At 34.7% G+C, this 13027-nt stretch carries 10 protein-coding genes; 6 read left to right on the top strand and 4 right to left on the bottom strand.

Annotated features, from left to right (window positions below; genetic code table 11):
* Window positions 1-77 precede the first annotated feature (77 nt).
* Window positions 78-1055, bottom strand: coding sequence for a tRNA dihydrouridine synthase (locus tag AO843_RS05995; protein WP_054610227.1), 978 nt, complete (start codon window positions 1053-1055; stop codon window positions 78-80).
* Window positions 1056-1319: 264 nt separating this feature from the next.
* Between AO843_RS05995 and AO843_RS05990 the strand changes: the two genes are divergently transcribed.
* Window positions 1320-3194: a leucine-rich repeat domain-containing protein gene (locus AO843_RS05990; RefSeq protein WP_054610226.1), complete on the top strand. Its 1875-nt coding sequence runs from the start codon at window positions 1320-1322 to the stop codon at window positions 3192-3194.
* 91 nt (window positions 3195-3285) lie between these two features.
* Window positions 3286-3876, top strand: a complete 591-nt coding sequence (locus tag AO843_RS05985; RefSeq protein WP_054610225.1) for a hypothetical protein — start codon at window positions 3286-3288, stop codon at window positions 3874-3876.
* A gap of 67 nt (window positions 3877-3943) precedes the next feature.
* Here the strand turns inward: AO843_RS05985 and AO843_RS05980 are convergent, their stop codons facing one another.
* Entirely contained in the window at window positions 3944-5584 is a 1641-nt protein-coding gene (locus tag AO843_RS05980) for a thiamine pyrophosphate-binding protein (protein WP_054610224.1), read from the bottom strand.
* Between the two features lie 33 nt (window positions 5585-5617).
* Window positions 5618-8395 (bottom strand): EAL domain-containing protein, encoded by a 2778-nt coding sequence (locus tag AO843_RS05975; RefSeq protein ID WP_054610223.1) that lies wholly within the window; start codon window positions 8393-8395, stop codon window positions 5618-5620.
* A gap of 794 nt (window positions 8396-9189) precedes the next feature.
* Here AO843_RS05975 and AO843_RS05970 point away from each other — a divergent pair.
* The 3 genes from AO843_RS05970 (at window position 9190) to AO843_RS05960 (ending at window position 11684) form a co-directional block, all read left to right on the top strand.
* Window positions 9190-9861 carry a peptidylprolyl isomerase gene (locus AO843_RS05970; protein WP_054610222.1) on the top strand — a complete coding sequence of 224 codons (672 nt, stop codon included), beginning with the start codon at window positions 9190-9192 and terminating at the stop codon, window positions 9859-9861.
* Between the two features lie 183 nt (window positions 9862-10044).
* A complete protein-coding gene (locus AO843_RS05965) occupies window positions 10045-10599 on the top strand; it encodes a sigma-70 family RNA polymerase sigma factor (protein WP_054610221.1) in 555 nt (184 codons plus the stop codon).
* Window positions 10596-11684, top strand: coding sequence for a DUF4179 domain-containing protein (locus AO843_RS05960; RefSeq protein ID WP_054610220.1), 1089 nt, complete (start codon window positions 10596-10598; stop codon window positions 11682-11684). The genes AO843_RS05965 and AO843_RS05960 overlap by 4 nt, the downstream gene beginning before the upstream one ends.
* Before the next feature lie 42 nt (window positions 11685-11726).
* Here AO843_RS05960 and AO843_RS05955 read toward each other — a convergent pair whose 3' ends face one another.
* The gene (locus AO843_RS05955) at window positions 11727-12056 is read right to left on the bottom strand and encodes a BRCT domain-containing protein (RefSeq protein WP_054610219.1); all 330 of its coding nucleotides are present in this window, start codon (window positions 12054-12056) and stop codon (window positions 11727-11729) included.
* Window positions 12057-12169: 113 nt separating this feature from the next.
* Between AO843_RS05955 and AO843_RS25550 the strand changes: the two genes are divergently transcribed.
* Window positions 12170-13021, top strand: a complete 852-nt coding sequence (locus AO843_RS25550; protein ID WP_369814410.1) for a histidine kinase N-terminal 7TM domain-containing protein — start codon at window positions 12170-12172, stop codon at window positions 13019-13021.
* The last annotated feature ends 6 nt before the right edge of the window (window positions 13022-13027 follow it).

Here is a 13027-nt window from a genome sequence, read left to right as displayed (position 1 = left end):
AAATGTATCGAAATGTATGACAAAGCAACCAAAAAGGAGATTGGCTTGCAATAGCCAGTCTCCTTTATTATGAAGGCTTATTTTATTAATTCGTTTCCAGTAAACGCTGCAAGTAGTTCACGTACCTCATTGGTAGAACTTGCGTTTATTAATTGAATTCGTAATTGACTAGCTCCCTTGAAGCCGCGCACATATATTTTAAAGAAACGTTGTAATGCTTTAAATGAACGAGTTTCAAATTCCTTAGAATAATGATCATGGAGATTGAGGTGAAGGGATAGCAAGTTCAGGTATTCCTCCGCACTATGCTCCTTTGGCTCATGTTCAAAGGCATAGGGGTTTGAAAACACACCTCTCCCAATCATTACCCCATCGATACCGTATTGCTCAGCTAATTTTAAACCTGTTACTCGGTCAGGAATATCACCGTTGATCGTTAGCAATGTTCCAGGAGCTATTTCATCCCGTAGTTTTTTAATATCTGCAATCAATTCCCAATGTGCGGGGACCTTACTCATTTCTTCTCGTGTACGTAGATGAATAGAAAGATTAGCGATGTCTTGTTTTAAAATATGAGTGAGCCACTCACGCCACTCTGCTATATCAGTAAAGCCTAGTCTTGTTTTTACGCTAACAGGTAAACCACCTGCTTTTGCAGCTTGGACAATTTCTGAGGCTAATTCAGGATGAAGAATTAAGCCTGCCCCTTTTCCTCGCTCAGCTACATTATCGACTGGGCAACCCATATTAATATCGATCCCTTTAAAGCCCAGCTCTTTCATGCCGATACTCATTTGACGGAAATGTTCAGGGTTGTCTCCCCAAATATGAGCAACAATCGGCTGCTCATCTTCTGTGAAAGCTAAGCGGTTACGCACGCTATCCATGCCGTCTGGCTGGCAATAGCTTGTCGTATTTGTGAATTCTGTGAAAAATACGTCGGGATGACCTGCCTCACTAATGACATGACGAAATACAACATCTGTCACATCCTCCATAGGTGCTAAAATGAAAAATGGCCGCGGTAAATCAAGCCAGAAATTATTTTGATTCATTGATGAATATCCTCTCTTTCCAAAATACTACCTTGCAAAAAGATAACATATTTCCTTTATTTCTTCACAATTAATTAGCTTAGCCACAAATAAGAAAATTCGAAGATGTTCCTCTTTAAATTAATGGGGATTGCATATAGGCCACCACAGCATTTTTATTGTAGATCTAAAGGAGGGATATGATTAGTGTTTATTAGAAATATTGACATTTATTTTTCAGACCACTAAGCTTAATTGGAAATAGACAGGGAGGGGGGATTGTCAGTGGAATTTGTTACATTAAAATGCCCTAATTGTAATGGAAACATTGAATTTAAAGAGGGGCAATCATTCAAATGTCCATTTTGTGATACTGAAATAATGTTAAAAGAAAATAAAGTCTATTATGTAGATCAAACGATTAATAATTATTATGGTACAACTGCTCCTCATACAGCGACACGTCCAAAAACGAATTTAAAAGTATTTCTTCTTATACCGATAGTCTTTCTATGTGTATTTTTTGGTTATTTGCTTTTAAGCAACAATCAAAAAGAAGAAGGAAATTATGGAGAGACATCTGTACGAACAATACCAGAAAGCGAGGTTTTACTACTCTTTTTAAAAGATGTTTTTGAAAAGGGGGATGTAATGCCAAGTAAAGAAGAAATTGCAAGCATCCGTTATTTGGCTGCCTATTTTTCTGAGGATCAATGGCATTTTGATTACAGTCTGGATGATCCGTTTACAAATAAGGAAGCAGAAATTGTTACCTATATTATGAAGGATAAGTTATTAAATACACAAAAAATTGAACAAAAGGACTTCGAAGCATTTACTGGATTGACTGTATTGAAGCTGATGAATGATTATGAAATATCGCAAAGTGAAAAAGTAAGCTTTCGACATTTGAAAAACTTAAAAAGCTATACCGGAAGCTTTAATGAATCTTTTAGTAAAATTGCGGAATACTTTAGCGATAAATCTACGGTTTCAGAACTCTCTATCCAAATTCGAAGCAATAATGAGCTTGCTTTATTATTAGAGTTTCCCAATCTCCAATCACTAGAAATATCTTATTTGACGGAAGAGGTCACAGATTTCCAGCTTCTAAATAAATTGCCGCTAAAATCACTGTCTTTAAAATTTACCAATGATTTTAAATGGCTGTCTACTTTAACAAATTTAGAATCATTAACGATCGATAATAGTGAAGCGACAGATTTTAGCTCTTTTTATTCACTGAATCAATTACAGGAACTGAAGCTTACATCGGTAAGAAATTTAAAAACACTTGATTTCATACAAAACATGCCTAATCTACAATCACTTGATCTTGAATATATGAACATCGCTAATTTAGAAAAATTGAGAAATAAGTCGTCTTTAACAAAGCTACGTTTATCTTCTCCAGGTCAATTGGAATTACTTGATATTGTGAACAGTCTAACGTCACTCACAGAGTTTACGCTAACGGGTTACTATGGCGACACTTTACCGATAGTAGCGCCCCATTTGAAGAAGGCGGAAATAACAGGATCTTTTATACCGAAGCTAGAGGCACCTAGTTTAAAAGATTTGACTGTGGATATAAGTGGATCGGATTCGACATTAAATGGTGCACAATTACGGAAATATCCAAAGCTAGAACAACTTACAGCGAGGGAGTATGGGGTTTTTACAGAGATTAGTTCTTTAAATGACCTACCCAATTTGCAAACACTACATTTTGACGAGACAGTTTTTGAAGAGGGAACGAGCGAGCTATTCAATCTAAAACATGTGAAAACATTAAAATGTTCTAAATGTAATTTTCAATTTACTAATGAGCATCCTTTAACGAACAATGTGCTGTTACATTTAACTTTAAATGATGTATCGATGCGAGTAGGGAATGGTGATTGGGTGCATGAGGTTGATAAGGTGATGCCTTTCTTTGCTGGTTTGTCAGCTCTACGTTCATTTACTTTACAAGATAGTTCATTACAATCGTTAAGTTTTTTGGACAATTGGCAACAAATTGAAGTGCTTCATTTGGAAAACAACGCTATTTCAAATATAGAGCCTTTAGTGAATCTACCGAATTTGAAAAAGCTATATATTTTAGGAAATCCGGTACAAAATCAATCCGCTCTAGACAAGGGAATTATGGTTTATTAAGGTCATGTGCAATTTAAAACATTAGAAGTGTGGATTTTTAGGTTATTACAGTATGAGAGGCTATAGAATAGTTTTATGGGAGGGCCGAAAGATGAAGAAGGCAGAAATGATGGATCAGCATTTAGAGACGTATGAAGAAAAGATTAGTAGTACGGAGATTTGGCATGTTGTAGAGTTCATTTATAAAATTAATTTAGATGAGGCTCCTATTGTAAATAAAGAGATGGAAGGAATTTCTTCATTATCAGGGAGAGAGGCAATAGATTCCTTTCTACAACAATATGAGGGAAATATAACAGGGGCAAAGGCTCGAAGTATTCTAAATGAAATGTTTGGTGTTAATTTGGATGCCATTTCCTCACTAGAGGGAGCAAGGCTATCTTTATATTCAAAGGGTCAATGGATTGTTCAACATGAAAAGGATTTGTTTGTCGTACATACAGGTGCAGGAGATATAGATGTGAAGGTCTACTCTACAAATTACTTCTTAGAACAAACTGGGCTTAAGGAATTGCCAACTAATTTACAGCATGAACTAGCAAGTATCGGATATTACTTCGATGATACAATGGATAGTTACTATTACTCAAATCCCACGGGTGAAGCTGTTTCAGATGCTTTCAAAGGAAAAACAATAGGTGCTATACTCGGGGTCATTCAACAATCATTTGCGCATTTATAAATTAAAAAGGTCATATAGAGGGGGTATTCATCCCGTCTATATGACCTTTCATCGTTAGTGATAAAATCTACTTTCCAAAAGAGGATAAAAACTTAACTCGATCTCCCATAGGAGGTGTATTATGATCTGTTAAAACTACTTCCAAAACTGCTGGCCCATTTAAATTCAACAAGTTATGAAGTATATCATGGTTAATATCTTGCAGTTCTGTTACTTGGAAACTTGGTATATCCATCGCGGAAGCCATAGCACTAATATTAATTGGATGTTGCTCAAACGATGGGTGAGTACGCCGAAACTGTAAAGCATGTCCATGGTATACCATTCCTAAACGGGCATTGTTCATTACAATAAATAAGATCGGCAGATTATATTCTTTTGCTGTTAATATTTCCATTCCATGCATGAAAAAGCATCCATCACCTGTGATACATACAACAGGACGTTCGGGTTCAGCTAACTTTGAACCTATGGCAGATCCAATCCCACTTCCCATTGCTCCAAAGTGGACATTTATATTAAACGTATCATAATCTACTACTTGCATATGATGAATGACATAGGACATAAATTCACCAATATCAATAGCGTATCTTGTAGAGGCAGGTAAATATTTTTGAATAGTTAACAATACGTTTTTCGTGTTATATTCCCCTGTGTCTGCTTCATAAATCTCTTTAGTTTCTATAACCTCAAACGAAGTTCTTGCTTGACCTTTAGCTCTTAGTTCTTCAATAAGCAATAATAAACTAATATGGATGTCACCTAGCACGGGTATATCAATTTCATATTTTCGGTTGAACACAGATTGATCAAAGTCCATTTGAATAGATAGACGATTTTTCGTAAGGTTTAAGTTGTAGTTATTTGTTGCTGTTTCACCTAAACTTGAACCCACGATCAGTAATACTTGTCCATTACCTTCAGCTATCAATTCTGAGGCAGCTTCATGGCCAGCAAAACCGAAAACACCAATCAGAAGAGGATGATCCTCTGGGATGTACCCTTTGGCTTGCGGTGTTGTAATAATCGGCCAATTTAGTATTTCAGCTAACTCCAGTAATTGTTCTACAGAATTTCTTACCCCTTGTCCTACCAAAATATAACCACTTGCTCTTTCTAAAAGCTTTTCAGCTACATTTTTAATAGTATCTCTTTCAGGAACTATTGCTGTTCTTATTGGTGGAGCTGGTATTTCTACGCTTTGAACTATTTCGTGTTGAACGTCTATGGGGATAGCAATATGTACAGGACCTGGCACTCCAGATATAGCGATTTCGGAGGCTTTTACTACTTCTTTCAATAAATCCTTGGATTCTTTAATTGTTACGCTATATTTGGTTACTGGTCGGAAGATCGGTTCAGCATCTAGCTCTTGAGAGGCATTTAGACCGATGGTGCTGACAGGAACAGCACCAGTTAAAAATAAAACTGGTAAATGCTCCCGCATAGCATTTGCAGCACCTGTTACAAGATTTGTCCCACCAGGACCACTACAACCAATACAAACACTCAGCTGATCTGTGTATTTTGCGTAAGCTGCAGCCATGTATGATGCTGCTCCTTCATGTTTTGTGACAATGGGTGTTAAGTCACTCATATCATTGAGTTCATCAAAAAATGCATTTACTGAACCAGCTGGAATACCAAAAATATATTGCACTCCACTACTTTTTAAATATTCTAAGACTACACGAGCTGCTTTCATAATATTTCTCCTTTGCTTAATAAATTTTAAACACTAATAGAAATATTTTTTCATAATTTCTCCAGCTTTCATAGGCTTACTGAAAAAATATCCTTGCATTAAATGACAATTTTGTGCCAATAAATAGTCAGCTTGTTCTTTTGTTTCAACACCTTCAGCAATAACCTCAAGTTTTAAATTTTGAGCAAGGGTAATGATTGTATTTGTAATAGCTGCTGCATCATCCGTCATCATTTCTTGTACAAAGGATTTATCAATTTTTAAGGTGGAAATCGGCAAATTTTTTAAATAACCTAAAGAAGAATATCCGGTACCAAAATCATCAATAGCTAAATTTACCCCAAGTCCCTTCAATTGTGTCATCGTTTTTAATGTTACCTCTGTATTTTTTACAATTAGATTTTCTGTGAGCTCCAGTTGTAAATACTCAGATGACAAATCAGTTTCATTTAGGACATTTTTTACAATAGAGAATAAATTATTCTGTTCGAACTGATGAACTGATAAATTCACAGACATACTAATTAAAGGATATCCCTGATTATGCCATTCTTTTAATTGTTTGCAGGCTTCTTTAAGAACCCACTCACCTATGGGGACGATTAAACCCGTTTCTTCAGCAATTGGAATAAACTTATCGGGTGTTATCATTCCATATTCTCGGTGATTCCATCTTAAGAGAGCTTCAACACCCTTAATTCTGTTTGTTTTATAGTTTATTTGAGGCTGATAGAAAATAACAAGTTCATCACGCTCTAACGCCTTATATAAATCGTTTTCAAGTTTAATACTTTCAAAAGTTCTTGTATCCATCCCTTCACTAAAGAAATGGTAACTAGTACCTGGTGTTTCTTTCGATTTATACATAGCTGTGTCTGCATTTTTGATTAATGTTTCTGTAGTATCGCCGTTTTCAGGAAACATGCTGATACCAATACTAGCTTTAATATATATTTCATTGTCTACTAAATTAAAAGGTTTAGCGAAGGAAGCATTTATACAATTAATAACCTTCAAGATGTCATTTTCACATTTAATATTTGGTAAATAGATTGTAAACTCATCTCCACCTTGTCTTGATACAGTTGAGTCTTCTGGAACGCAAGCACTTAAACGTTTGGCAACATGTTGGAGCAATAAATCACCATAGCTATGACCTAGTGAATCATTTACTAACTTAAAACGATCTAAATCCAAATAAAGAACTGCAAATCTTTCACCATTCACTTTTGCAGATTTCAGTCCTTGCGTTAGTCGGTCTATTAAAAGAACTCTATTGGGTAAATCTGTTAAACTGTCAAAATAAGCATGGTATTTAATCTTTTCTTCTAGTTGTTTTCTTTGCGTTATATCTTTAAATGTGATAACCTCGCCTACAATCTTGTCTCCTTCTTTTATTAAAGAAGTTACATATTCGACTGGGAAGTTAGAGCTATCTTTTCTAAAAAATACTTCGTAGCTGTTGAAATTTGAATTTAAAAAGGATGAAACAATAATTTTGTCCTCTTGTTCACAACCACTCTTAATAATATCGACTGATTTACCAATCAATTCCTTCTCTGTTTCATAACCCAACATGAGTGCACCTGCGGGATTACAAAATGTAATGTTTCGATCAAGATCTAATCCAAAGATTCCTTCACCTGCAGAATTGAGAATTAACTCTTTTTCGCGACTAAGTTGTTGTAACTCTGCGACCACTCTTTCAAGCTCTTTATTTTTGATTCTTACTTCTGAGGTTCTCTCCTCGATGATGATCTCTTGCTTTTCCATATATAACAAGTTTGATAGTGTCGATGCTGTAGCATCAACAATTGATTGGGCTAACTGTAATTCAGCTTCTGTATAGAAGAAAGGTTTTTTTTCAAGATTTACAATAGAGATTTGGCCTAAAATTTCACCCATTGAAATCAAAGGAAACATCACTAAACCGTCAATGCCGAAATTACGACAAACTTCATGATTTGGCCTGTCATCCTCAAAAACATTTGGAATAAGAATCGCTTTTTTAGTTTCAAAAACCTCTTGCATGACAGCATCATTGCTTTCATCAATTTTAATTTTGTTATGTGTTTTCAGCCAATTTTCTTCTGTCCAATCACTTTCCTTACTCAGCCTAGCCGGTTTAACTCTCTTTTCTGCAAGAGGATCTAATAGGTGAACACCTATATTCTTATTATCTAAAACCTTTTCTAAGTAAAAAAAACATTTATCAAGGCTCTCTTGAAGTGAAGAGCACATTGATAAATCACGTGTAACATCAAGCAACAACTGCTTTTCATTTATAAGGTGTTCCTTATAAGCTAAGTTATTTGCATTTTGAATAGCAACCGCAGCCATATTTACATATGCTTCAACCGTTTGAATCTCTTCTTCGACTAAGTTCATTGGAATCCCATAATCAAATAAAAAAACAAGTCCAAACAACTCTTGTTCAAAGGAAATTGGAAGTACTAATAAAGATTTAATATGAAATCCTTCAACGGCTCTAGGGTCAGGGCGATTATCCTTTGAGGTATCAGGAATATAGATTGTTTTCTTTGTTTCAATTACTTCTTTTGCAAGTAAATCTATTTCGGTGTCAATGACATGCATATTCAATGTCCAGCCGTTAATCACTTCAGGTTTTCCTACATAACCTCTGAATGTTCCATCTTTTTGTGGCAGATAAATTCCTACCGAATCACAGTTAACGATTTCTTCAGAAATTGCTATTGTTACCTGCTCCAATACTTCACGTAAATCTAGCTTCATGTTTATCATTTTTGTTATATTGGCCAGTCGAGAATACCTCGTTTGTTCCATAGACATTTAAATGAACCCCCAATTTTATATCATTGTCCTGTAGAGATTTCTGTTAAATTTTTGCTTTATTCGTATCGAATGTCTTAGTATTTTATTTTACAGTAGTAATAAACAGGTAGGTAAAAAAATATGGAAATTAGTAAAAATTTCTTATGGATATATTTTTGTTTAAGCCATTACCTTTTTATGTAGGACTAGAATCCTTTTTAAGAAAAAGTAAATTTAAATATATTCTACAGTGGCAATAATCATCTATTAGGTTGGGACAAAGGGTGAAAAGTAAATGTACATTTAGTAAACAGCTCGTAGGTGCATTTTGTGACGTTTTCAGGGGACAATAAAGTGTTAATTCTAAAATGGGTTGGCATTACTTAAGTTGAAGAATATCTAGATTTTTCTATTATTTAATTGAATTCTATTTAAAATCGTATTTGCATCATCATATGTTTTTGAAATAAATTGAATGAATATTGAGCTCACTTCAATCTCTTAACCTCCTTAATGTTTTACTATTAAGGATCAAAATTAAATTTAAAATCATTAAAATCCATTCAAGATAAAAGATCTTCCTAAATTTTTTCTACAGTACCTTAAAATATCCTCTATTAAATTATTTCCTTATTTTTTTATTTAATATTCAGATAATTTGGCTGTTATAACTTTTAAGCACAGTTTAAATAACAATTGAGGGCAGGGGCAGTAATAATAAAAGTCCTTTGGATAGAGATGTGTTATTGATTTGTGGTTAATCATCCGATAGTTTTATAATGAATTGATGGTAAATAAGAGGAGTTGAAAAGATGTTCACACGTAATAAAGGTTTTTATTTAGTGTTATCACTGCTAGCAATCATTTTTGTATTGACGGGCTGTGGTACTAAGGACAGTAAGAAAACAGAGGGAACTACAACGAATGAATCGGAAGAAACGGTGGATTACGCATCAAAAGTAAAAGAAAATCCCATTGTGACCATTACGATGAACAATGATGAAAAAATTGTCATTGAATTGGAACCTGCTGTAGCACCGAATACAGTAGCTAATTTTATTTCCTTAGTGAAAGAGGGATTTTATGATGGTCTTATATTCCATCGAGTAATTCCTGATTTTATGATTCAAGGTGGAGATCCTTTAGGTAATGGTACAGGTGGACCTGACTATTCAATTGATGGTGAGTTTTCCTCAAATGGTATTGACAATAGCCTGAAGCATGAACGAGGGGTTATTTCAATGGCTCGTTCACAAGATCCAAACTCTGCAGGATCACAATTTTTCATTATGGTGAAAGAAGCTACACATCTTGATGGTGAATATGCAGCTTTTGGGAAAGTAATTGAAGGAATGGAAACGGTGGATGCCATTGTTGCTGCTGAGCGAGATGGTGCAGATAAACCACTAGAAGATCAGCAAATGAAAAAGGTGGAAGTGGATACGAAGGGCTTTGATTATCCAGCACCTAAGGTAAATAAGTAGTTCTTGATAAAAATCTAAACATAATCTAAACGTTAAAAAGGCTAAATCAATTAGGATTTAGCCTTTTATATTTGTTATAAAATTGAAATAATAAATATTTTTAAGTAATATGAGAAGAATTTGAAGTTTGAGCGATGTTTTATATGAAGGATCCTTTAAAGTTGTGGAAGAAGGGGTGTTTGCATGAGGGTAACGGATGAAAACTTTATTAAGCATCTTAAGAAAAGGCGGGAAGAAGCACTTCAATACGTCATTGATGAATATATGGGAATTGTAAAAGCAATCATTTACAATGCTCTAAAATCCTATAATGATCCTCAAATAATAGAGGAATGTATGAGTGATACATTTTTAGGGGCTTATGAAAATGCTAAACAATTTAAAGGAGATAAAGAAGATTTTAGAAGATGGATATGCACGATAGCAAAGTTTAAAGCAATTTCAAAACAAAGAGGGCTGTCTAAAACACCATATTTTTATGGGCTCAATGAAACAGGTGAGGTAGCAATATCAGCCGAGGAAGAATACTTCATCAAGACATCTACAGACGAATTGCTCATGATGATGACTCAATTAGAGCAGTTAGATCGTGATATTTTTACAATGAAATACTTTTTAAATATGAAGAACGAAGAAATTGCTGCTCATTGTGGTTTAACAAAAGCTGCTATTGATAATCGACTATATCGTGGAAAAAAACGATTACAGCAAATTCGTTTAGGGGGAAGTATGACATGAAAAAGTTATATAAACAATTTAATGATTTAAACCTTGATATAAATATGGAGCCAATGGAAGTAAGTAGACTTGAAAAAGAGAGAATTAAAAGAAATGTCATGAAGGTCAAAAAGAAAAAGCATTTTATCAGGAATTTTATTGTAGCGGCTACCTTTTTTATCGCATTCAGTATGACACTTGGCTATACATTTCCTACATTTGCTGCAAATTTACCGTTTATCGGAAGTATATTCGAATTATTCATTGATGATGAAAGGTATGTATTTAACAATTATGATCATTATTCTACAAATGTTGAAATGAGCCAAGAAAGTAACGGAGTTGAAGTAACTGTTACAGACGCTGTATATGATGGCGAAAATATTACTATTGCTTACACCATAAAAAGCGAAAAGGATTTAGGGGAAAGACCTGTTTTATATAGTGAAAATCGTGAAGTATCCGCTGAGGAATTTGGCAATAGGTATCAATACGGCGGCTTCTCAAAAAATTATTTGGTTCAAAAGATAAGCAACAATGAGTATGCGGTATTGTACATTTTTGAACTTATTAGAGGCTCAAAGCCGGAGGAAGTTCATATTACTTTTCAGGGGAATCAAATCGTGGATTTAAATAATGGCAATAATTCAGTGGCGGGAGACTGGGCATTTGAATTTATTTTAGAGAAGCTTGAAAGTGAAACACAGCGCGTGGAAAAGGATCGTATGAAAACGGAAGGTGAAGGCATAAAAATAGAAGCTTTTAAAATAACGAAGACACCTATTTCTACAGCATTTTATCTTTCAGAAGAGGTCTTGATAGCAAATGAGAATGATGCATGGCGGGGTGTCCTTATTGACTATATTGTGAGTGATAATTTAGGGAATAATTATAATGTTATTCATTATAGAGGGACTAGTCATAATACAGATTTCGAAGGGCGTGGAAATTTCCCACGCATTGTTGCAAACAACTTTGATGAACAAGCTACCTCGGTTATGATCACTCCTGTAGTGGGTGTTTACAAAATCAAGGATAGCTCAGGGGCATTGGAACCTATAAAAGAACCGTATACATTGAAGCCTATTGTCGTGCCGATAAAATAAAAATTGATTAAAGAGTATGTAGAGAAGTCATACATACTCTTTTTACCTTTCAATCTCTTTTGACATGGAAATAAGCCATAAAAAGTCATCCTCTATAAGTATTTGAATGTCCTGGCCAAGGTTCATTAGCTGCTCGGCCTTGCGTTGTTTGATGCTTATGCCACGACGTTTGTCTCCAAGGATGACAAAATCGGTTTGTTGTGTAACGGTGCCTTGCAAAAAACCGCCATAAGCCTTTACTTGTTTGGCTGCGTCTGACCGGGTCATGGTGGAAAGTGCGCCTGTAAAAACAATTTGTTTATTGTAAAAAGGATGGGAGTGGCTTTCGGTTTGGTCTGAAAATATGATATCTAAGTTGTCCTTATTCGTCATGTTGATTCTCCTGAATCCCTTTAGATTTTTGATGCCATTTGTGCCATAAATAAATCCACAAAGTTTTGCATCTATGCTACATTAAAAATAAAAATTTAAAGAAGTTCATAGACATGAATTCGCAATTGACCGCTTTTATTACTCTTAGCTGTACATCGGGTGTACTAAATTTGTATTTATGTTTATACGTATTTCTACAACGCTTCAATTATACTAAAATTGTTCAACGGTTTATTGGTTATACAGCTTTAATAACGGTGTACTGTTTTGCATCTGCGTTTTGTTTAATAGCTACATCACTTGAGGCTATAAAGATTTGGACAACCATTCTATATGTCGGCATGGCAACTTCAGCACCTTTAGGCTTATTGTTTATCATGCAGTACTTGGGCTTTAAATTATCAAAGAAAAAACTCATTGGAATTCTTGTTATTCCTGTTATTAGTATAGTGATGGTTGCTACGAATGATATCCATCATTTGCATTATCGAGTATTTGAAATTGACCCTGTGTTGGGGGCTCCTTATGTTCATCAGGAAATTGGTATATGGTATATCATTCATGGCATATTCACATTTTCCAGCATGTTGGTAGCATTTTTACTAGTATTGACTCATTGGAAAGAAACAGCTAAGTCTTATCGTCAGCAATTAATTACGTTAATGTGTGGTCAGTTGATTCCCATTATAACAGCATTTATATACTTGTTGGGCTTAACACCACAAGGGATTGATCCAGTACCAATGGTTTTATGGGCTTCGTCACTTTTATATTTATGGTCTATTCACTCTTCTCGACTGTTTAGAGTAATGCCTGTCGCTAAGGATGCAATATTTCATAGTATCAATGATGGCGTTATCGTGTTGGATGAAAGCTTTCGATTAATAGAGTTTAATCAAGCATGTAACAAGATGTTTCCACCATTAACTAGATATATGTTCGGCTTAAACTTTACTAAGATATGAATTGAG

Origin of the sequence: Lysinibacillus sp. ZYM-1, assembly GCF_001308875.1 — a bacterium.
GTDB lineage: Bacteria > Bacillota > Bacilli > Bacillales_A > Planococcaceae > Lysinibacillus.
Note: the sequence above shows the minus strand (reverse complement) of the source record. Positions and strands in the feature narration are given on the sequence as shown.

Bases quoted from the DNA above. Each gene is read 5' to 3' on its own strand.
- AO843_RS05960 (WP_054610220.1), top strand. From the start codon at position 10,596: ATGAAAAAGTTATATAAACAATTTAATGATTTAAACCTTGATATAAAT.
- AO843_RS05980 (WP_054610224.1), bottom strand. From the start codon at position 5,584: ATGAAAGCAGCTCGTGTAGTCTTAGAATATTTAAAAAGTAGTGGAGTG.
- AO843_RS05985 (WP_054610225.1), top strand. From the start codon at position 3,286: ATGAAGAAGGCAGAAATGATGGATCAGCATTTAGAGACGTATGAAGAA.
- AO843_RS05955 (WP_054610219.1), bottom strand. From the start codon at position 12,056: ATGACGAATAAGGACAACTTAGATATCATATTTTCAGACCAAACCGAA.
- AO843_RS05975 (WP_054610223.1), bottom strand. From the start codon at position 8,395: ATGTCTATGGAACAAACGAGGTATTCTCGACTGGCCAATATAACAAAA.
- AO843_RS05995 (WP_054610227.1), bottom strand. From the start codon at position 1,055: ATGAATCAAAATAATTTCTGGCTTGATTTACCGCGGCCATTTTTCATT.
- AO843_RS05965 (WP_054610221.1), top strand. From the start codon at position 10,045: ATGAGGGTAACGGATGAAAACTTTATTAAGCATCTTAAGAAAAGGCGG.
- AO843_RS05970 (WP_054610222.1), top strand. From the start codon at position 9,190: ATGTTCACACGTAATAAAGGTTTTTATTTAGTGTTATCACTGCTAGCA.
- AO843_RS25550 (WP_369814410.1), top strand. From the start codon at position 12,170: ATGAATTCGCAATTGACCGCTTTTATTACTCTTAGCTGTACATCGGGT.